This window comes from Paenibacillus salivarius, assembly GCF_051307165.1.
Taxonomy (GTDB): domain Bacteria; phylum Bacillota; class Bacilli; order Paenibacillales; family Paenibacillaceae; genus Fontibacillus.
The window spans coordinates 3155113-3174482 of sequence record NZ_CP195592.1 but is presented as its reverse complement, the minus strand read 5'-3'; the positions used below and the strand labels follow the sequence as shown (position 1 = coordinate 3174482).

General features: G+C 53.1%; 21 protein-coding genes and 2 riboswitches. Of the genes, 14 read left to right on the top strand and 7 right to left on the bottom strand.

The genetic code is table 11. The features are described from left to right. Nucleotides 1-61: 61 nt before the first annotated feature. The 6 genes from ACSFXJ_RS14375 to ACSFXJ_RS14350 are packed head-to-tail and all read left to right on the top strand — an operon-like array spanning nt 62 to nt 5327. Nucleotides 62-481 (top strand): hypothetical protein, encoded by a 420-nt coding sequence (locus ACSFXJ_RS14375; protein ID WP_435921032.1) that lies wholly within the window; start codon nt 62-64, stop codon nt 479-481. 35 nt (nt 482-516) lie between these two features. Then, nucleotides 517-588 carry a K(+)-transporting ATPase subunit F gene (gene kdpF, locus ACSFXJ_RS14370; RefSeq protein ID WP_435925769.1) on the top strand — a complete coding sequence of 24 codons (72 nt, stop codon included), beginning with the start codon at nt 517-519 and terminating at the stop codon, nt 586-588. Nucleotides 589-616: 28 nt separating this feature from the next. Beyond that, the gene (kdpA, locus tag ACSFXJ_RS14365; protein ID WP_435921031.1) at nt 617-2296 is read left to right on the top strand and encodes a potassium-transporting ATPase subunit KdpA; all 1680 of its coding nucleotides are present in this window, start codon (nt 617-619) and stop codon (nt 2294-2296) included. Nucleotides 2297-2316: 20 nt separating this feature from the next. Continuing rightward, entirely contained in the window at nt 2317-4347 is a 2031-nt protein-coding gene (gene kdpB, locus ACSFXJ_RS14360; RefSeq protein ID WP_435921030.1) for a potassium-transporting ATPase subunit KdpB, read from the top strand. Nucleotides 4348-4407: 60 nt separating this feature from the next. Next, entirely contained in the window at nt 4408-5043 is a 636-nt protein-coding gene (kdpC, locus tag ACSFXJ_RS14355; protein WP_435921029.1) for a potassium-transporting ATPase subunit KdpC, read from the top strand. Beyond that, nucleotides 5040-5327 carry a hypothetical protein gene (locus ACSFXJ_RS14350; RefSeq protein WP_435921028.1) on the top strand — a complete coding sequence of 96 codons (288 nt, stop codon included), beginning with the start codon at nt 5040-5042 and terminating at the stop codon, nt 5325-5327. The genes kdpC and ACSFXJ_RS14350 overlap by 4 nt, the downstream gene beginning before the upstream one ends. A gap of 73 nt (nt 5328-5400) precedes the next feature. On the opposite strand, the gene ACSFXJ_RS14345 is transcribed toward ACSFXJ_RS14350, so the two are convergent. Continuing rightward, the gene (locus tag ACSFXJ_RS14345; protein WP_435921027.1) at nt 5401-6306 is read right to left on the bottom strand and encodes a hypothetical protein; all 906 of its coding nucleotides are present in this window, start codon (nt 6304-6306) and stop codon (nt 5401-5403) included. Nucleotides 6307-6608: 302 nt separating this feature from the next. Here ACSFXJ_RS14345 and ACSFXJ_RS14340 point away from each other — a divergent pair, with 302 nt between their 5' ends. From ACSFXJ_RS14340 to rpoD, 3 genes are all read left to right on the top strand, one after another. Then, nucleotides 6609-8486 carry an electron transport protein gene (locus ACSFXJ_RS14340; protein ID WP_435925768.1) on the top strand — a complete coding sequence of 626 codons (1878 nt, stop codon included), beginning with the start codon at nt 6609-6611 and terminating at the stop codon, nt 8484-8486. 4 nt (nt 8487-8490) lie between these two features. Next, nucleotides 8491-8649, top strand: coding sequence for a hypothetical protein (locus ACSFXJ_RS14335; protein WP_435921026.1), 159 nt, complete (start codon nt 8491-8493; stop codon nt 8647-8649). 241 nt (nt 8650-8890) lie between these two features. Next, entirely contained in the window at nt 8891-9787 is an 897-nt protein-coding gene (rpoD, locus tag ACSFXJ_RS14330) for an RNA polymerase sigma factor RpoD (RefSeq protein ID WP_435921025.1), read from the top strand. 80 nt (nt 9788-9867) lie between these two features. Here rpoD and ACSFXJ_RS14325 read toward each other — a convergent pair whose 3' ends face one another. Further along, the gene (locus ACSFXJ_RS14325; protein WP_435921024.1) at nt 9868-10968 is read right to left on the bottom strand and encodes a hypothetical protein; all 1101 of its coding nucleotides are present in this window, start codon (nt 10966-10968) and stop codon (nt 9868-9870) included. A gap of 136 nt (nt 10969-11104) precedes the next feature. Then, nucleotides 11105-11165, top strand: a riboswitch (Fluoride riboswitch). Nucleotides 11166-11221: 56 nt separating this feature from the next. Between ACSFXJ_RS14325 and ACSFXJ_RS14320 the strand changes: the two genes are divergently transcribed. The 3 genes from ACSFXJ_RS14320 to ACSFXJ_RS14310 all read left to right on the top strand — a co-directional run bounded on the left by ACSFXJ_RS14320 (nt 11222) and on the right by ACSFXJ_RS14310 (nt 14073). Next, nucleotides 11222-12574: a voltage-gated chloride channel family protein gene (locus ACSFXJ_RS14320; protein ID WP_435921023.1), complete on the top strand. Its 1353-nt coding sequence runs from the start codon at nt 11222-11224 to the stop codon at nt 12572-12574. 61 nt (nt 12575-12635) lie between these two features. Beyond that, nucleotides 12636-13055 (top strand): metallothiol transferase FosB, encoded by a 420-nt coding sequence (gene fosB, locus ACSFXJ_RS14315; RefSeq protein ID WP_435921022.1) that lies wholly within the window; start codon nt 12636-12638, stop codon nt 13053-13055. A 133-nt stretch (nt 13056-13188) separates the two neighbouring features. Next, nucleotides 13189-14073, top strand: coding sequence for a radical SAM/SPASM domain-containing protein (locus tag ACSFXJ_RS14310; protein ID WP_435921021.1), 885 nt, complete (start codon nt 13189-13191; stop codon nt 14071-14073). A gap of 298 nt (nt 14074-14371) precedes the next feature. On the opposite strand, the gene ACSFXJ_RS14305 is transcribed toward ACSFXJ_RS14310, so the two are convergent. From ACSFXJ_RS14305 to namA, 3 genes are read right to left on the bottom strand one after another with little or no spacing between them, the layout of a single operon-like run. Beyond that, the gene (locus ACSFXJ_RS14305; RefSeq protein ID WP_435921020.1) at nt 14372-15205 is read right to left on the bottom strand and encodes a 1,4-dihydroxy-6-naphthoate synthase; all 834 of its coding nucleotides are present in this window, start codon (nt 15203-15205) and stop codon (nt 14372-14374) included. Then, the gene (locus ACSFXJ_RS14300) at nt 15202-15885 is read right to left on the bottom strand and encodes a futalosine hydrolase (protein ID WP_435921019.1); all 684 of its coding nucleotides are present in this window, start codon (nt 15883-15885) and stop codon (nt 15202-15204) included. Before ACSFXJ_RS14300 ends, ACSFXJ_RS14305 begins: the two co-directional genes overlap by 4 nt. A gap of 1 nt (nt 15886) precedes the next feature. Next, nucleotides 15887-16897: an NADPH dehydrogenase NamA gene (namA, locus tag ACSFXJ_RS14295; protein ID WP_435921018.1), complete on the bottom strand. Its 1011-nt coding sequence runs from the start codon at nt 16895-16897 to the stop codon at nt 15887-15889. A 135-nt stretch (nt 16898-17032) separates the two neighbouring features. Continuing rightward, nucleotides 17033-17138: riboswitch (guanidine-I (ykkC/yxkD leader) on the top strand. 58 nt (nt 17139-17196) lie between these two features. Here namA and ACSFXJ_RS14290 point away from each other — a divergent pair. Both ACSFXJ_RS14290 and ACSFXJ_RS14285 read left to right on the top strand, forming a co-directional pair. Further along, entirely contained in the window at nt 17197-17547 is a 351-nt protein-coding gene (locus ACSFXJ_RS14290; RefSeq protein WP_435921017.1) for a DMT family transporter, read from the top strand. 1 nt (nt 17548) lies between these two features. Beyond that, nucleotides 17549-17863, top strand: a complete 315-nt coding sequence (locus ACSFXJ_RS14285; RefSeq protein WP_435921016.1) for a DMT family transporter — start codon at nt 17549-17551, stop codon at nt 17861-17863. Between the two features lie 78 nt (nt 17864-17941). Here ACSFXJ_RS14285 and ACSFXJ_RS14280 read toward each other — a convergent pair whose 3' ends face one another. After that, complete coding sequence (locus tag ACSFXJ_RS14280; RefSeq protein ID WP_435921015.1) at nt 17942-18133, bottom strand: hypothetical protein; 192 nt, start codon at nt 18131-18133, stop codon at nt 17942-17944. Next, nucleotides 18130-19287: a DUF4062 domain-containing protein gene (locus ACSFXJ_RS14275; protein ID WP_435921014.1), complete on the bottom strand. Its 1158-nt coding sequence runs from the start codon at nt 19285-19287 to the stop codon at nt 18130-18132. The genes ACSFXJ_RS14280 and ACSFXJ_RS14275 overlap by 4 nt, the downstream gene beginning before the upstream one ends. Nucleotides 19288-19370 lie beyond the last annotated feature (83 nt).

Genomic DNA, 19370 nt, shown 5'->3' with positions numbered 1-19370 from the left:
TAAGCCGCGGAAAGGTACCCTCCTTTCCTGCGGCCTTTTTCGTTTGAAGGAGGAAATCAAGTTGGAAGAAGATTGCATCCTCGTCGCCGCGCCGAACAAATCGGCCCGTAATTTTACGCTGTTGCTTCTGGCAAAGGGACGGAAGGTTGTTTTAATCGTCAATAACAGGACCGAAGAGCTAAAGGCAGGGAAGCTGGGAGCCCAAAAAGTGATCCGTGTAAAGACGGATGATGAGAATACATGGCAGGCACCCGGGTATCCGATCGGGCGGGCGTTTATTTTTGAAACGAGTCTGGCCCTGACATGCAGGTATTTGAAGCTTTGCCGCATGTGGGCGGCCGGCCCGATTATCGTCATCACGCCCCAACAGGATCCGAGAATGATTTATAAGGGGCTGGGGGCCGACTTCATCATTCATTCCGCAAGCGGCGAGGTCGGATTTTTGGCAAATGGGCTTCCGGAAGCCGAACTTGAAAAATAGCAAACTGGAACCGAGGGAGGCAATAAACCGTGATTATGATCGGATTGATGGTTGTACTGGTATTTCTATATTTGATCTATGCTCTGATTCATCCCGAGAAGTTTTAACAAAGCCATCATATTGAGGGGGATCCCAATGGATTTTGTGCAAATGTTTGTCGTGATCGGCGTCATCTTACTGTTGGTGAAGCCGGTAGGCACTTATTTATATCATGTATTTTCGGGAGAACCGAACCGGACAGACAAGATTTTCGGCGGAACGGAGCGGCTGATATATAGGCTGATCGGTTTCAAAAACCTTGAAGGCATGAGCTGGAAAAAGTATGCGTTCAGTATGATTGCGGTGAACGTCGTACTGGCGGGAATCGGCTATTTGATATTGCGGCTTCAGAGTATTCTTCCCTTCAATCCGAACGGGATCGGAGCGATGGAGCCAACGCTTTCGTTCAACACGGTCATCAGCTTTATGACCAATACGAACTTGCAGCACTACAGCGGAGAGTCGGGATTGTCGTATTTTTCGCAAATGGCCGTCATTACGATGATGATGTTTACCTCGGCGGCGACCGGCTTGTCCGTGGCGATTGCCTTTATACGCGGGCTGACCCGGCGGGGGAGAACGGTCGGAAACTTCTTCGAAGATTTTACGAAAGCCCATATCCGGGTGTTTTTGCCTGCGGCGTTGCTGGTTACGCTGATCCTGGTGGCGTTGCAGGTTCCCCAGACATTGGAGCCGACACTTGCGATTCAAACGCTGGAAGGCAACGTGCAGCGCATCTCCGTGGGACCGGTTGCCTCGCTCGAGTCCATCAAGCATTTGGGAACGAACGGCGGAGGATTTTTCGGCGCCAACTCGGCGCATCCGTTCGAAAATCCGAACGGTCTTACGAATGCGATCGAAATATGGTCGATGTGGATTATGGGTGCGGCTTTGCCATACACTTTCGGTCTGTTCGCCAAAAACAAAAAGCAAGGCTGGGTGATATTCTCGGCCATGATGATTCTGTTCCTTGTCTTTCTTTCCACCGCATATTTCTCCGAAAAGGAGGGGAATCCGGCGATCAACGCGCTTGGTATCGACGCCTCGCAGGGCAGCATGGAAGGGAAAGAGGTAAGGTTCGGTATCGCGGGCTCCGCGCTGTTTACAACCGTGACCACGGCCGCTACGACAGGGACGGTCAACAATATGCATGATACGCTGACGCCGCTAGGCGGCCTTGTTCCGCTTGCGCAGATGATGCTGAACGTCGTGTTTGGCGGCAAAGGCGTGGGACTGATGAATATGTTGATGTACGCCGTTTTGGGCGTGTTCATATGCGGACTGATGGTCGGGCGGACGCCGGAATTTCTGGGCCGCAAGATTGAAGCGAAGGAAATAAAGCTCGTCGCGGTCGCGATCTTGGTACATCCGTTCATTATTTTGCTGCCGACGGCAATCAGCTTTATGACGAACCTGGGGCACGGCGCCATAACCAATCCCGGGTTTCACGGCTTGACCCAGGTGCTGTACGAATTTACTTCCTCCGCCGCGAATAACGGATCGGGATTCGAAGGATTGGCGGATAACACGCCGTTCTGGAATATCATGACCGGCCTGGTTATGCTGTTCGGACGCTATGTATCCATCATCGCCCTCTTGGGGGTTGCGGGTTCGCTCATGTCCAAAGAGCCCGTACCGGAAACGATCGGGACGCTGCGGACAGACAACCGTTTATTCGCCGGCATTCTGATCGGCACGGTGATGTTAATCGGCGCGCTTACGTTTTTGCCAGTCTTGGCCATGGGCCCAATCGCCGAGTTTTTAACTTTAGGATAAGCGAAAAGAGGGGTTGAATAATGACAAACAACCGAAAAACGATGCTGACCGGTCCGATTGTCCGTCATGCGGCACTGGATAGCCTGATTAAATTAAACCCTTTAACGATGATGAAAAATCCGGTTATGTTCGTCGTCGAATTGGGCATGATCCTTGTGCTTCTGCTGTTGTTGTTCCCGAATCTGTTCGGATCGGGCAACGGGTTCGGTTTCAATTTATCGGTTTTCCTGATTCTTCTTTTTACGGTGCTGTTCGCCAACTTTGCCGAAGCTCTTGCGGAGGGAAGGGGAAAGGCTCAGGCCGATTCGCTGAAAAAGTCGAAGCAAGAGGTAACGGCGAATAAGCTTGTCGGAGGATGCGTTCGTAATGTATCCTCCGCGGAGCTGCGAAAAGGAGACATCGTCGTCGTGGAGCAAGGCGAGATGATCCCCGGTGACGGAGAAGTTATCGAAGGGCTCGCCTCTGTGGACGAGTCCGCGATCACCGGGGAATCGGCCCCGGTCATCAAGGAAGCAGGCGGCGATTTCAGTTCGGTGACGGGAGGAACGTTGGTGGTGAGCGATCGGATCGTTGTCCGGATCATGAGCGATCCCGGCGAATCGTTCATTGACCGCATGATCTCGCTCGTCGAAGGGGCAAAGCGTCAGAAGACGCCGAACGAAATCGCGCTGAGCACGCTGCTTACCGTGCTGACGCTGATTTTCCTCATCGTCGTTGTCACCCTGAAGCCGATTGCCGATAAAATGGGCATTCCGCTTGAAATTCCGGTGTTGATCTCGCTGCTCGTCTGCCTGATCCCGACGACGATCGGCGGGCTGCTGTCCGCGATCGGGATCGCCGGAATGGACCGGGTCACCCGTTACAACGTAATCGCCATGTCCGGGAAAGCCGTCGAAGCGGCGGGCGACATCAATACGATGATTCTGGATAAAACGGGGACGATAACTTACGGCAACCGTATGGCATCCGAGTTGATCCCTGTCGGCGGCGTACATGTGCAGGAGCTTGCGGCCTGGGGAGCGATCGCCTCTCTCCATGACGAGACGCCGGAAGGAAGATCCGTCATGGAGTATGTTCGGGCGCGCGAAATGTCATGCGACGCAAGACTCGGTGAAGGCGGGGAACCCGTTCCGTTCCGGGCGGAAACCCGAATGAGCGGGATCGACTTAAAGGACGGACGCAAAGTTCGCAAAGGGGCTATTGACGCGATCCGGGGATGGGTGGTCTCGCAAGGGGGAGCCGTCCCTCCCGATTTGGAGGAGAAGGGAAACCGCGTGGCTTCGGAAGGCGGGACACCGCTTGCGGTGGCCGTTGACCACCGGGTTTTCGGGATCATTTATTTGAAGGATACGGTGAAACCGGGTATGAAGGAACGCTTTGAACAACTGCGCAAGATGGGCATCAAGACCATCATGTGTACGGGCGACAATCCCTTAACGGCGCAGACAATCGCTCGGGAAGCCGGCGTCGACGATTTCATCGCGGAGAGCAAACCGGAAGACAAAATTGCCGTCATCCGCCGTGAACAGGCACAGGGTAAATTGGTTGCCATGACCGGGGACGGAACGAACGACGCGCCGGCGCTGGCTCAAGCGGACGTCGGGCTGGCGATGAACAGCGGGACCGTGTCTGCCAAGGAAGCGGCCAATATGGTCGACCTGGATTCCGACCCGTCGAAGATCATCGAGGTCGTCGCCATCGGCAAGCAGTTGCTAATGACCCGGGGCGCACTGACCACGTTCAGCATCGCCAATGATATCGCCAAATATTTTGCTATTATTCCGGCGATGTTCATGGTGGCGATCCCCGAAATGGATTCGCTGAACGTCATGAGCCTCGGCTCCCCGTTGTCGGCGGTACTGTCTGCTTTAATTTTCAACGCGGTCATCATTCCGTTGCTGATTCCGCTTGCCATGCGCGGCGTAGCCTATAAACCGATGAGCTCTCAAAGATTGCTGTCCCGCAATTTGTTGATTTACGGGCTCGGCGGTGTCCTTGCGCCGTTTATCGGAATCAAGCTGATCGATCTGGTCGTTCATTTGTGGATTTAAAAAAATTGACCGGGTGCATCGTTGGCCCGAATTCATGTTTTCGGAAGGGAAGATATCCTTATGAATCAATTTCGGTCTCATTGCGTCAAAAGCCAATTGTGGTCGTCTTCTTTTATCTCGGTCTTTAGTTCCTCATTGCGGCTTAGCTTGCTTCTGATCGTCGTCTGCGGGATCGTTTACCCGCTCGTCAGTACGGGATTGGCACAACTGATGTTTCCCACTCAGGCCAATGGAAGTCTGTTGAAGAACGGCGAGGGGAAGGTTGTAGGCTCCGAGCTGATCGGCCAGTCCTTTACTGACCCGAGCCTGTTTCAGGGCCGCGTCTCCAGTATTGGATATCATGCCGAAGGGTCGGGCTCGAACAACTATGCGCCGTCCAATCCCGAGCTGATCAAGCGGATTCAAGCCTCGATCGGAGACTGGACCGCTAACAATTCCGAAGTGCCTCTCGGACTTCTGCCCATCGATTTGATCACGAATTCCGGATCGGGGCTTGACCCGCATATCACACCGAAAGCGGCTGAGGCACAAATCCCGCGGATCGGAAGCTTGACCGGCATCAGCGAGGAGAAGCTGCTCAGGCTTGTTGAGGAAGCGACGCAAGGACGGGACTTGAACGTTTTTGGAGAACCGAGAGTCAACGTCCTGAAGTTAAATTTGGCTCTGCAAAAGGAAATGGAACAAGCGAAGGAATGACGGGAGCGGTGTCTTGCGATGACGAATTACCGAAGAAAGACGCCGGAGGAGCTATTGGCATCGATGTCGCGGTCAGCGCGGTGATGATGCTGAATAAATCAGGAACGGCGGAACAGATGGAAGGGCTGGAGCGGATTCCAAGCATTCGCTGGATGAGGGATATTAGGTCAGCCGCGCAAGCGCTGTCTGAAAAATGTTCCCCGGACGGTTGCTCCGGAGTTGATCCGCCGGTCCACAGGCCGGGATGTGCTGATCGTGTCGAGAATTCCAAAGTAAAAAGCTGAACCAAACGAAACAGAGCCACGGAGATTACCGCCATAAACGGCGGGTCATCCGGGGCTCTGATCTTTATATCCCTTATTTTAAAGGTTCGACACGGCTGGCCAAATCCATCCAGCCTGCCAGATCATGAACGGCGATTCCGCCGAAGGCAGCATGGGAGGAGGTCAGTTTCTCCAATTGCTGTAACTGTTCCATCAGTACGTCGTATCCTTCTTCATAAAAAGTAATGAAATCACCTTCCGAACTGGCCTTCGTTTCCACGCCGGTGTATACGATTTTGTTCAACCGTTCGCCTTCGGCGAGCTCGTTTTTGGAGGCATCGTAAATGGCGGTGGCCTTGTCGCGATAGGACATTAAGGTTACGGACTGAAAGCGGGAGATCATCCAGGAACTCAACGTTTGATCGCTGTCCGGAGCTTTATAATTGTCCAGCCAGAACGGCAGAGCTGCAGAGATCGGTAAACCGGCCGCATCCGCTTCTCCGACCAGATAATCGACGGCGGTTTGCCATTGGGTGACTACCGAGGTCCAGTCGGTTTTCCATTCGGGGAGAACGTAAGGCTCGATGTCGACATGGATTCCTTTGAATTTTTCATCGGCGGCGGCGGATTTTTGATAATCGTTAACCCATTTGATAAATGCTTCGAGCTTTGGTTGATTGGCGGTTAATGCCCAGTTGGGAGCGCCGTTCAATGCATGGACTTCGATGCCGTTCATCCCGGCCTTCTTGATGAAGTTTTTATAGGATGGAAGATCTACCTTCGCGCTGATTTGCAAATAGATAATTCGTACTCCCTGCGATTTGCTGAACGTTATAAGTTCGTCGGGGGATGATTTGATCAAGACGGTGTTCCACAACCAGGTCGTTTTTATGGGCTGTGCGGCACTATCCGCTATGGCATTACGGTTTCCGGTGGAGAAAATAATGAGAAGACAAAACATAATTATGGGAATTTGGCGGAGGATGGTGCCGGTTTTCACTTGGATGTACGCTCCTTTAGTAAATAGTTCTTATAGTATGGATGTTGAGAGAACGGCGGGCGATTAGTAGGTTGTTATGGAGTGAAATCCAGGCCTTACCTCCTGTTTTGATATGAAATGTAAATACACATTCATTTTCGTAAAAAATGTCGAATTTTGCCATAGGTCTAAGGATGGATATTTGGGGCGAATTTAATATTTTTAACAAGGGAAAGCTAGTCAATAATCGGATCGGACTAAACTTTTCGGGGAGTGGGGGATGCCGGGTGAAGACGAAGAAATGGTTGGTGACAGGTACGGGGATGGTTTGCCTTCTGATCATCACGGCCCTTTTCATAGCGATTTTTGAACCGGAATATGCGTATATCCCTGCTTCGAATCGAATCGCCGAACCGATCCAAAGGCCCTCGAACCTCGAAAATCGTATGATCGGCATTAAATCGGACAACCAAGCTGATGATGAAACGTTGAAACTCGGGCGGGAGGCGTTGTACGCCGAAACCTTCGGCAATGAAGTGTTCTTTTCCGATATTATGGGGATCAACAAAGGCGCTCTTCGTATAGAAAAGATCATGAAGGCGATCGTGCAATTAAAAGGAGCCGGAACGAGCAATCTGCAGGTTGAACTCGCTGAAGATATTACGATTGGGAACAAGACATACAAAAAAGGCGATAAAATAGATACCGGCCTTGACGTGGCATCAAAAGCCGCTGCCCCAATCGGACTTCCCGTCAAAATCGGCCGAAACGGAATAAGGGTCGGAGTTAGCTGCATGTTGTGTCATGCGACCTGGGATCCGGTTACAAGAAAGGTAGTGGAGGGCGCTCCGAACAGCGATTTGAACGCAGGCTTTTTGATGGCCTTGGCTCCGAACAGCGCCGCTTATTTTACGCATACGGAAGTGGAGCAGACGGCGCGTTTTTTTAAGGAAGGGAAGAAGCATGTCGTCACGACCGATGGAAAATCAGCCGTTTTGCCGGATGCGGAAGGCTTGGAGAAGGCCGTGGACGAAACGTTGGCCAAATGGCCGAAGGGCAGTTTTGATACGACGATCGACTGGCGAAGCAACCCGACGCAAACGCCGGATACTTTTACGAAAGGGGCCCATCCCTACAGCTGGAGCGGATTTGCGGCTGTCGGGCCCTTTCATGGCTTGAGCGTATTCGCCAATAATGTGAACGCCCAAAATACGGATTCGCTGGCCCAGCAATGGACAAGCCATCATCTGTTCGGGATCGACCCGGAAGTTTATGTGGGAACTATTTTGCAACGTGCGGCCAATCCCAAATTTCGCTTTCGTCCGGAATCGGGCCGGAAACCGAGCGAATTTTTTGCCTCCTGGGATCCGACGCCGGGCGTTCCCGGGGTAAATGAACTTATAAAGCCGCCTTCATACCCCAAAATGACGTATTTTGCCCCCGATGGACTTGTTGCAAGCTCTCCAGGCAGGTTTGCGGGCGAGCAGATCCATGCCATGTCCGCTTATCAGGACGCGCTAACGCCGCCGCCGGCAAATCGTCCAAAGCAAGATCCGAATCAAATCAAGCTTGGGCAAGACGTTTTTCGGAGGGCGGGCTGTATTGCTTGTCACGCCGGGGAAGCTTACACCAATCACAAGATCATTCCGGTAGAGCAAATCGGCACGGAACCGTCGAGGGCGGCCGCTCTCAAAAGAACGGAAAACGGGTTCGGCGAGTCGCTGTTTTTTCCTCCGGGAACACCCGTGCCGATTCCCGAAGGGACAAAGCCCGTTCCGGTCCGTTCCATGGATTTGGACGAAGAACAGCTGAAAATGGGCTTTGCGCACGGAAATTCCAAAGGGGGATATAAAGTAAAGGGATTGATCGGACTTTCCTGGACGGCACCGTATCTCCATGACGGGGGCGTTGCCGTAGGCCCGGACCCGAATAAGGATTTGGGGATACCCGGCACTCTTATGAAGGGAGTCAAGCCGGATCCCGTGAATAGCTTGCGCGCCTTGATCGACAGGGATTTGAGAAAAAGGGTCGTGGCCGCAAACCGGAGTTCGTCCGCGCTTCGGGATGTTCATGTTTCAGGAACTGGGCATTTCTTCTGGGTCGATGATGAAGCCGGTTTTACCGAAAAAGAGCAGCAAGCCCTGGTCGACTATTTGCTTTCTTTAAAACCGGGCAAAATACAGGAAGGGAAGGAGCCGTGATCTGATGAAGGTCATCATAACGCAAAGCGAAGCCGTTGAGAAGGGGATATGGTCTCAAGTCATGCAAGCGTTCGGCATTTCACGCGAAGATGATGTATGGGAGAATGAACAGTTTATTTTGACGGAGGAACAAGCAAAGGAAATGGGATTGATTAAAAAATAGTGCATAAAATAAACAATATAACAAAAAACGCTGGTTCCGATTGGAATCAGCGTTCATTTACTATAAAAATAAAGTTGTAAAAAATAAAAATTCATGCTACAATGACGGATAGTCAAATCAAACGGTTTTAGATTCAATGTTGTATATATAATAGCATAATAGCACTTATTTGTCAAATAGAGTATTACCAGGGTAGAGAAAATTTCATGTTGTTTCCATTTCTAGGGTGGGGGTCTGAGCCATGACTGAAGATTTGACCAAAAATAATGAGCTTGATTTTTCGGATGATTTGTCGCTGCCGCCAGGCGTGAAAATTGATGATCCGGTACGGATGTATTTGAAGGAAATCGGTCGGGTTCCGCTTTTGTCCGCCGACGAAGAAATTGAGCTGGCACAACGAATCGAACAAGGCGACGAGGAGGCCAAACGTCGTTTGGCCGAGGCGAATCTCCGTCTCGTTGTCAGCATTGCCCGCCGTTATGTGGGACGGGGCATGGTTTTCCTGGATCTGATCCAGGAAGGGAATATGGGTTTGATTAAAGCGGTCGAAAAATTCGACTATTCCAAGGGCTTCAAATTCAGTACTTATGCGACTTGGTGGATCCGCCAGGCGATTACGAGAGCGATCGCCGACCAGGCGAGAACGATCCGTATTCCCGTGCATATGGTGGAAACGATCAATAAATTGATCCGGGTTTCCAGACAGCTGCTTCAGGAAATCGGCCGTGAACCGACGCCTGAGGAAATCGCCAAGGAAATGGATCTGACGCCGGAGAAGGTTCGGGAAATTATGAAGATTGCCCAAGAACCGGTATCGCTGGAAACGCCGATCGGAGAGGAAAACGACTCGAATCTGGGCGATTTCATCGAGGACCACGATGCTCCTGCTCCTGCGGAGGCGGCCGCTTACGAATTGCTCAAGGAGCAGCTCGAAGAAGTGCTCGACACGCTGACCGAGCGGGAAGAGAACGTGCTTCGGCTCCGTTTCGGCATGGATGACGGCCGGACGCGGACCCTGGAAGAAGTGGGCAAGGAATTTGGCGTGACCCGTGAACGGATTCGCCAAATCGAAGCCAAGGCGCTCCGGAAGCTGAGACATCCAAGCCGCAGCAAACGTCTGAAGGATTTTATGGAGTAAATATAACTTTGAATTAACAAAAAGGGGAAGGCTACTTTGAAGTCCGGTCGGGCCGGATAAAGTGAGCCTTCCTTTTTGTTTTATGATTTTCTGGCCGTACCCGGCCGGCATCGGCAAGTACGAAGCTTGACTGCCGTTTGTCGGGATAGCGGCCGAGTGCACATATACTTCTGTCTGCTTCCTCGACCCGGTCGAACGATGGAGCGCTGCCCGGGCTTGGCGACGCGGGTGCCGAATACCTCCATGAACCAGTCCACCGGATATGCGATAGACAGGCGGCCTTCATTCGAGCCGGCAAAATTGACGGCTGCCGCCAAATTGCCGCGACGCGTGAGCCATACGGAACCGGAATCCCCGTCCAGCGATACCGGACGCTTGCCGCGGATGACGCTCTGATTTTTGAAAGTGATCGTCCCCAACCCCCCGTAATCGCCATAATCGACCTGAATGTCGGTATGGATCGATTCGACGATACCGTTCACTGCTCCTGTCGTGCGGCCGACTTTTTTGAAACGATCGCCTATCCGGTAAGACCGGACATATCCGGGAACCTTACGGTACACGGCATACGCGGGGAACAGCAGGGAAGGGCGCCGGGGTTTGGCAAGTGCGGCATCCATGAAGTTGGTCCCCTTTTTCCGAAGGCGAACAAACCGGTCCACGCGGCCGATCGTATCGTTCTTGATCGTGCCGCCATCGGCTCCCCCCGGCTGGAGCGTTAAGGAGGTCCTGGTGCTATTTTCGTTAACGAGTACATGGTTGTTGCTTAGAATGAAGCGGCTACCGGGCCGGCGTTTATCGCTGACGATCAACCCGGCCGTCCCGGACACGTTCGGGGAACCTACGCTGAATCCTGCGATGACGGGCCGAATGCGCCTCTGAAAGGGAGAAGAGGGAGCGGCGTTTTTCCGAAACCTGGAGGAACGAATCAGTCGAACGGGGATCGCTGCTTTCAGTTTGCCGGGAAGGGACGGGCTGAACCGATGTTTTCCCGCTTTTGCTCCCTTTTTTCCTTTGGCGGCAGCGGCGGAAACTTGATCGGCATAAACAATGACGGCCGCTCCCTTGCCCGGTTTGGCGGGGTTCAGGTAACCGACGCCGACGCCGTGAATCCCTTTTTGCTTCAGCAATCGGCGCGCGTAGCGCTGTTTAAGTTTATAAGCCTTGAAAAAACTGGCCAAAACGGCATCACCTTTTTTCATCAATTTGCTATATAGTATGCGGTTGCCCTGAAGGTTTACTGAAAATGGGCGGGATTGACTCATTCGGGGGACCTGAGATAAAATGTGTATAGCTTGTTGCCTCGGGCAAAACATTTGCATATACGGCGATGGAGTTCGCCATAACCGCCGACAAGGCTGATGACTCCTACCAGAGCAGTTTTGCTATGCCATGGTAGGGGTCTATTTTTGTTATATAGGGGAGAAAAGAGACATGAGCGCGAATAAGATCGGCCAGTACTGGGAGCGGGCGGCTCAGAAATTTCCGTATGCGGCTTTTCCCGGTTCCTTTTTCAAATGGGTGTTGCTCGGCAGTGCGGTCGGCATATTGACCGGGAGCGCCTCGGCGCTGTTCTTGACAGGCCTGGATTTTGTGACGGATCAACGGATGACTTATCCATGGCTGCTTTTTTTGCTGCCGCTTGGCGGTGCTCTGGTAAGTTATCTGTATATGAAAATCGGTAAAGATAGCTCGAAAGGAAATAACCTCATCCTGGAAAATATCCAGAACGGCGGTGCCCCGATCCCTTTGCGGATGGCTCCGCTGGTGCTGTTCGGCACATGGGTCACCCATCTATTCGGGGGTTCGGCCGGCAGGGAAGGCACTGCCGTGCAGATGGGCGGCAGCTTGGCCGACGGCTTCGGAAGACTGCTGCGCATCGATGCGATCGACCGGAAAATCCTGCTCATGTGCGGCATCAGCGGCGGTTTTGGTTCGGTCTTCGGGACCCCGTTGGCGGGAACGGTGTTCGGCCTCGAGGTTGTCGCGCTGGGTTTGATTAGCCACAGGGCGCTTATTCCGTGCTTTGCGGCCAGCTTTGTCGGCGATCTGGTCACGACGAAGGTTTGGAGGGTCAGTCACCTTCACTATGAAATCGGACAAGTCCCCGGTCTCTCGGCAGCCGTATTGTTCAAGGTCATCGTCGCTTCGATGTTGTTCGGACTAACCGCCCTCTGCTTCAGTGAACTGACTCATTTCTTGAAAAAATGGTCCGCGCGCATCCTTCCCAATCCGGTTATTAAAAGCGCGGTCGGGGGCCTAATCATCATTGGGCTCGTCTACGCGTTGGGAACCCGGGATTATCTGGGGCTCGGCGTTCCGCTAATTGTGGATTCCTTCGAAAATGGCGAGGTATCTCCGCTCGGATTTTTATGGAAGCTGCTGTTTACGTCCGTTACGCTTGGCACCGGTTTCCAAGGCGGGGAGGTAACGCCGTTGTTTGCGATCGGAGCGTCGCTTGGAAGCGCGCTCTCCGGCTTCCTTCATGTATACGGTCCTTTTCTCGCGGCGCTCGGATTCATCGGCGTTTTTTGTGGAGCCGCCAACACGCCGCTGGCCTGTTTTATTATGGGCATTGAGCTGTTTGGCTCGGAAGGGGCGGTTTACATGTTTATCGCCTGCCTGGTGAGCTATATGTTTTCGGGACATAGCGGCATTTACACCTCCCAGCTCATCGGCGCCTCCAAAAGCAGGCTTTTGGAAATCCCGGTGGGATCCAACCTTGCGGGGTGGAAAAGCCGAAAAAGAGCGGAACCGAACGAAGAACGGAAAAATCCGAATTTGTAAAAGTTTGAAATGCACGGTCCGTAGGAACCGAAGTCAAAATCAAAACGGAGTTGAAATTAAAGTGAAACTACAAGGAATTAACCATCTATGTTTTTCCGTATCGGATTTGAATAAATCGGTTTCTTTCTACCGGCAAGCCTTCGGCGCAAAGCTGCTGGCGCAAGGAAGGGCGCTCGCCTATTACGATCTGGACGGACTCTGGATCGCGCTGAACCAGGAGGATACGGAGCGAAATGCGGGACCGCGTACATACACCCACATCGCTTTTTCGATCGAGGAGGCGGATTGGGACGAATGGATCGATAAATTGAACTGGGCGGGGGCGGAAATTCTGCCGGGCAGATCGAGGGATGAACGAGACGGGAAATCCGTTTATTTTCTCGATCCGGACGGGCACATGTTCGAATTTCATACGGGCACCCTCGCGGACAGGCTGGCGTATTATAAATCGGGCAAGCCGCACATTCAATTTTTTGACTGAAAGATCCCATTTCGGCAATGTGCTTGTGGCTTTGCGTCTAAATGCGATAGAATAAGGCTTGGTGTGACAAGTATCATATTTTCATAAAAGAAAAAGCTCAGCAATTTACGAGAGAAGCAGGTTATGGACGATCATGAAAAAATTCAAAAAGTTTTATATCGAAACGACAAGCATATGCAACCTGGCCTGCAGCTTTTGCCCGCCGACGCATCGACAGGCCAAGTTTATCGGCGTTGAGGATTTCGCGAAAATTCTGGATGACATCAAACCGCATACGGACTATATTTATTTTCACGTCAAAGGCGAACCTCTACTCCACCCGAAAATCGATCAATTGCTCGACATCAGCCATGAAAAAGGCTTTAAGGTCAACATTACGACGAACGGCACGCTGATTCAGAAAAATGCGCACAAGCTGCTGGGCAAGCCGGCGCTGCGGCAGATGAATTTTTCGCTGCACAGCTTTGACGGGCACGAAGGCTCGACCGACAGGGAAGGGTACCTAACGAGTATTTTGTCTTTTGTCAGAGAGGCGACGGCGGCATCCGACATGCTTGTCTCCTTCCGGCTCTGGAATTTGACCAGGGACAATGAAACGAATTTGGTGCGAAGCCGCAACCGTGCCACCCTGGCGCTGATTGAGAAGGAGTTCGGTTTGGACTACCGGATCGAGGAAAAGGTCATCCCCGGCAGCGGCATCAAATTGGCCGACCGCATTTACTTGAATCAGGATCATGAATTCGACTGGCCAAGCCTGCACGCGAAGGAAGACGACGGCAGGGGATTCTGCCATGCGCTCCGTAACCAGGCGGGCATTCTTGTGGACGGCACGGTCATTCCGTGCTGCCTTGACGGGGAAGGCGTCATCAATCTGGGCAATGTGTACGAGACGTCGTTCTCGGAAATCATCGAGGGGGAGCGGGCCACCCGGTTGTATGACGGTTTCTCCCGCCGCGTCGCCGTGGAGGAGCTGTGCCGGAAATGCGGATACCGTCAGCGTTTCGGCGGAGGGGCGTAATAAAACAGGCGAACGGCCCCCGTTTTTCCGGAACCGGAAGGGCGGGTGCACGCTAACGAAACGGTATATTTTTATTGCACCGTTTTTTCCTCTCCAAAAACTTAAGGAAACAAGGTAACGCTATTAGGTATTTGGAGCGAATAAACTACGAATTTTTGTAAATTAGCGATACCGTGTTTCGTTATAATTTGATAAACCTTCATTTTACTCAAATAACACTATCCAGTTTCGTTAGAATGATGACAGACAGTGAACATAAAGAAAACGGCCGATACATTCGGCCGTTTTTTTCATCGGTTTACTTTTTTAGCAGGGAAAGGTCGATTTCAGGAACGAGCCCTTCGCGCGCGGCCCGGTCGAGCAGGGCGGTAATGGCCGCGTAGCCGTCGTCGCCCAAATCTTCCGTATATTCGTTAACGTACAGATTGATATGGGCCTGGGTCACATCGGGGGACATTTCCTGAGCATGCTCCAATACATAGTTCGCGGAAGCTTCCGGATGAGCCCAAGCATAACGCACCGATTCGCGAATCCAGCCGGATACGGACTCAAGATCGAGCGTCCGGCGGGCGATAATGGCACCCAAAGGAATTGGCAGACCGGTATCCGACTCCCACCAGTTTCCGAGGTCGGCGAGCATGTTCAGCCCATAGGTCTGATAGGTAAACCGGGCTTCGTGGATGACGAGACCGGCATCGATGGAACCGTTCCGGACGGAAGGCATGATTTCGTCGAAAGGCATGACGATGATTTCGCCGACTCCTCCCGGCACGTTTTGTGCAGCCCACAGGCGGAACAACAGGTATGCGGTCGAGCGTTCGCTCGGAACCGCGACCCGTTTTCCGGCGAGCGACGCGGCGTTTGGATTTTCTCCCGCCGTCAGCACGAGCGGACCGCAGCCGCGCCCGAGCGCCCCGCCGCATGGAAGCAGCGCGTATTCATCGAGTACCCATGGAAGTGCGGCGTAAGAGATTTTCAGGATATCAGGACCGTTTCCTGAGGCCGCAAGACCGTTGGTAATGTCGATATCCGCGTAAGTGACTTCGAACTGCGGTGCGCCGGGAATAAGCCCGTGCACCAGGGCATGAAATACGAATGTATCGTTGGGACATGGTGAAAAAGCGATATTCATGATTGCAAAACCTCCGGTAATAGTGAGCAAGCCTTTTCGAGCGCCAGCAGCGCGTCGCCGATTTTCCATTTTTCGCGGTCGCGGGGTCCGACCGCGTTGGAGATCGCCCGGATTTCCAATACGGGGATGCCAAGCCGATGTGCGGCTACGGCCACGCCGTAGCCCTCCATCGCCTCGGCCGCCGCGCCCGGCACGCGCGCGGCCAGCAGCTCGGCCGTGGCCGCCGTGCCGGTGACGGTGGACAGCGTCAGCACCGGCCCGAGACAGGCCGGCAGGCCGGCCTCATCGAGCGCCGCGCCCCAACGGGCGGCCAGGCCGCCATTTACCGGCACGCGCGCGGAGCCGAAGCCGAGCTTGTCCACGCCGGCGAAGCCGTCCGGCGTCTCTGCGCCGAGGTCGGCGGCGATCACGTCGCTCGCGACCACGAGCGAGCCGACCGGCGCGCGGCCGGGAAAGCCGCCGCCGATGCCGGCGCTGATCACGAGCGCGTAGCCGCCGCCCGCCAGCTCGGCCGCGGTGGAGGCGGCCGCGAGCGCCGGCCCGACCCCTGCGAGCCGCACGTCCACGTAGGCGGCGGCATCGCCGCCCGCGGCCGCAAGCCCGCGCAGCACGGCTTCCCGCTCGGCGTCGACCGCGGTCATAATCAGTACCCGCTTCGACATAGGGGATGATTCCGTCATTTTAAGCTCTCCCGTACTGTTTCGGCCGGTCGATTTCAGCACCCAGCTTTTTGGCGGCATTCAGGGCCCAATACGGATTGCGAAGCAGCTCCCGTCCTAGTAAAATCAGATCGGCCCGTTCGTTGCCGAGGATTTCTTCGGCCTGATCCACCTCCGTGATCAAACCGACCGCTCCGGTGGCGATCCCGGCCTGGCTGCGAATTTGATCGGCCAAATTGACTTGATAGCCTGGGAATATGTTGATTTCCGCCGGAACGACGGCTCCCGAACTGCAGTCTACGAGGTCCACGCCCTGTGCCTTCATGTTTTTGGCATATTCGATATACTGCTCCAAACTATTTCCGTTCGGATCGTATTCATTGGCGGAAACGCGGACGAAAATCGGTCCGTCGAATTCGGCTTTCACCGCGTCGATAATTTCCCCGAGGAGGCGATACCGGTTTTCAGGACTGCCGCCGTACTCGTCGCTTCGTTTGTTGGCGAGCGGGGAGAGGAACTGATTGATCAAATAACCGTGGGCGCCATGGATTTCAATAATGTCGAATCCGGCATCTTTGGCCCGACGAGCCGCCTCTTTAAAAGCTGCGACAACCCCCTTTATGTAGTTTGCATCAGCTTCCAGCGGCGTTTTCATACCTGGGAACGCAAGGGCCGAAGGGGCGAAGATATCTTCATTCAGTTCGGCTTTTCTGCCGGCATGGGCGAGCTGGATAGCTGCTTTGGCGCCGTTTTGGTGAACGAGATTCGTAATTTCCTTTAAGCCCTGGACGTGCTCGTCGCTCCAGATTCCCAGGTCTCGGTACGAAATCCGGCCTTCGGGCAACACGGCGGTCGCTTCCACGATGATCAAGCCGACGCCTCCCACCGCGCGGGTCGCATAGTGAACCCGGTGCCAGTCGGTGATTTTTCCGTCTTCATTCACGGAAGAGTACATGCACATCGGAGACATGACGATCCGGTTTTTTAAAGTGACGTTTTTTATCGTATAGGGTGAAAACAGTTTGTTCTTCATAGTGGTTTCCGCTCCTTATTTCATGATTGTAGGCTTGGTTTATTTATGAGCCTCCGCTGTCTATGTTAGAACAAACGAATTCAGGAAACAAGTCCGCCCCCTTGACCCAAACGCCCGTATCGTGTAACATAGTCTCGCTTTGTCCCCTAGGGTTCCGCGGCTGATGGCCGGATCTGGTCCGAGAGGGGACGCGCAAGGCAGAGCGTCTTTGCGTACACGGAGGGATAAAAGCCCGGGAGGATACCGCAAGGATATCTTCCCGGGCTATTTGTGTGAATCAGAAAAAAGGGGAGAAACAAATGAATCGAAACTGGAATCTGATCTGGATTGCCGGGCTGTTGGAAATCGGCTGGGTCATCGGGTTGAAGCATTCGCATGATGCTTGGACATGGGCCGGCACGATTTTGTCCCTGGGGTTTAGTACTTATCTGCTCATCCGTTCCACCCGTACGCTTCCGGTCGGCACGGCTTATGCGGTATTTACGGGGATCGGTACGGCGGGTACGGTGCTTGCCGAGATGATCCTGTTCGGAGAACCCTTCCGGATCGTCAAAATATTGCTGATTCTGCTGTTGTTGGCGGGCGTGATCGGCCTGAAGGTAATTACGGCGGAGCCGCAAGGACAATCCGAACCGAAGGAGGCGAAATAATATGGCATGGGTTTTGCTTGTTCTTGCCGGAGTAGGTGAAGTCATCGGAGTGGCGGGAATCAACCGGTTAAACCGTTATCGGGATATCAAATCGTTTGCCTTGATGGCCGGCGGATTCATCCTTAGTTTGGGACTATTGTCGATCGCCATGAAATCCATACCTATGGGGACGGCATATGCGATTTGGACGGGGATGGGGACGGTCGGAAGCACGCTGGCCGGCATGTTTCTCTATGGGGAATCGAAGGATTGGAAGCGACTTTTATTTATCGCCATGGTTCTTGCCGCGGCCGTAGGATTGAAACTGGCGGGATAACAAAAACCGCATCTTCCGAATCGTGGAGATCACGAAGAGGGAAGGTGCGGTTGATCTTTTTTTGCCGAAAATATAAAGTCACGCTCTCTTGGACGCCTGAGCCAAGCGGTCTTTGATTTGTTTGTTGGTGCGTTTCATCGCTATACGCTGCTCGCGAAGGATCTGCGACGAATTTTTCGCCAAAGGGGCGAACAGCAGCGCTTCTTTGGGTTGATTGCCGACAGCTTTAGTGACCCGTCCGTTTTTGGATACGAACACTCCCGAACTCATGGCTGCATTCCTCCCAGGCACAATTTGACGATTTCGACGACAAGCGGATTTTTACTCATTATAGCATGATTGACACTCTGTTTGTAGTGGATGAATTTCTTATAATTCCAGTCCGGATCCGCCGGGTAGTGAAGGGTTATGACATAGTTCCCCGACCGGATGCAGTGATAAAACATGCTTTTCGATTCTTTGAAAAACACTTGCTCCCCGGGATCGCCCATTTCGGCGGTCAGCACGATGTAGGAGCTTTTGTCGTCCGGCGCGAAAAACGGGGCCGAAGCGGCCGATCCGGCCTTGGCGACGAGGAAAAGACCGTCCTCGCGAAGCTCATAAAGCGTTGCCGCACAGCAATCGCCGTAATATCCCACGCTTTCGGACATATATTGCCCGTACTTTTGCTCGATCATGCCTCCGCCTAAGCGGTTCATGATGAGTTCGAGGAACGGTTCGCCTTCATGCCTGAGCCCGGATATCCGCAAAAGCGGCAGCAAACCCGACATGAGCTCAAATGCTTCATCGAATTGATCCAGCCGGTCGGCGTTTTGTTCAATCGAATCCTCCAGCGGCAGGAGCAAGGCGCCGCGCCGAAGCAAATCGCTGAAATAAGCCTTCCAATCGATCGGGACTCCCATGGAAAGATCATCGATATACACTTTTCTCAGCAGCATGTCATAGTAAAAATACCAGACGTAGGGATCCACGTCTTTCGGCATGCGGTTATCTTTCTTCAACATTTCCATCATATGTGCGGGTGTGGGAAAACGCTCTTCCTTCGCGATGCAATCGTCAATAAAGCGTTCCAAAATCGGCCTGACGGTGCCGAAAAATATCGATTTGACCTCCACGTCTCCAAAAACGAGAATCGTTTTTTCCTGTTCGTGCGCTTTGATGAACTCCATATGGGTAATCGTTCTTAAGGCGTTAGCGTGGTATGTACCTGCCTTGCCGCCGATAAACAATACATATATGTCGCATTGCTCCACGGCTTCCAGACAACGGACGACCGGATCGACATGCGCCGGCCAGGGACCTAGATTTTCTTCCCACATGACAGGTTCATGCCCAAGGGCCTCCAGTTCCCGGAATACCCTTCGTCTGAGAGGCTTGAGGCCGTCTTCGTTCACGGAACTAATAAAAATTTTGGTTCTTGCCAAATCGAGAACCTCCCCCCGGATGATCACTCCTTTTCCATTATAACCCAGTCTTAACAAAATTGAATGAGGGAAAAATACGAAAT

Excerpts from the sequence above, each read along its gene's own strand:
- ACSFXJ_RS14335 (WP_435921026.1), top strand. The coding sequence starts at position 8,491 with ATGAAGGTCATCATAACGCAAAGCGAAGCCGTTGAGAAGGGGATATGG.
- kdpA (WP_435921031.1), top strand. The coding sequence starts at position 617 with ATGGATTTTGTGCAAATGTTTGTCGTGATCGGCGTCATCTTACTGTTG.
- ACSFXJ_RS14320 (WP_435921023.1), top strand. The coding sequence starts at position 11,222 with ATGAGCGCGAATAAGATCGGCCAGTACTGGGAGCGGGCGGCTCAGAAA.
- ACSFXJ_RS14310 (WP_435921021.1), top strand. The coding sequence starts at position 13,189 with ATGAAAAAATTCAAAAAGTTTTATATCGAAACGACAAGCATATGCAAC.
- ACSFXJ_RS14290 (WP_435921017.1), top strand. The coding sequence starts at position 17,197 with ATGAATCGAAACTGGAATCTGATCTGGATTGCCGGGCTGTTGGAAATC.
- ACSFXJ_RS14305 (WP_435921020.1), bottom strand. The coding sequence starts at position 15,205 with ATGAATATCGCTTTTTCACCATGTCCCAACGATACATTCGTATTTCAT.
- ACSFXJ_RS14340 (WP_435925768.1), top strand. The coding sequence starts at position 6,609 with ATGGTTTGCCTTCTGATCATCACGGCCCTTTTCATAGCGATTTTTGAA.
- ACSFXJ_RS14280 (WP_435921015.1), bottom strand. The coding sequence starts at position 18,133 with ATGAGTTCGGGAGTGTTCGTATCCAAAAACGGACGGGTCACTAAAGCT.
- kdpC (WP_435921029.1), top strand. The coding sequence starts at position 4,408 with ATGAATCAATTTCGGTCTCATTGCGTCAAAAGCCAATTGTGGTCGTCT.
- ACSFXJ_RS14285 (WP_435921016.1), top strand. The coding sequence starts at position 17,549 with ATGGCATGGGTTTTGCTTGTTCTTGCCGGAGTAGGTGAAGTCATCGGA.
- ACSFXJ_RS14300 (WP_435921019.1), bottom strand. The coding sequence starts at position 15,885 with ATGACGGAATCATCCCCTATGTCGAAGCGGGTACTGATTATGACCGCG.
- ACSFXJ_RS14350 (WP_435921028.1), top strand. The coding sequence starts at position 5,040 with ATGACGGGAGCGGTGTCTTGCGATGACGAATTACCGAAGAAAGACGCC.
- kdpB (WP_435921030.1), top strand. The coding sequence starts at position 2,317 with ATGACAAACAACCGAAAAACGATGCTGACCGGTCCGATTGTCCGTCAT.
- rpoD (WP_435921025.1), top strand. The coding sequence starts at position 8,891 with ATGACTGAAGATTTGACCAAAAATAATGAGCTTGATTTTTCGGATGAT.
- namA (WP_435921018.1), bottom strand. The coding sequence starts at position 16,897 with ATGAAGAACAAACTGTTTTCACCCTATACGATAAAAAACGTCACTTTA.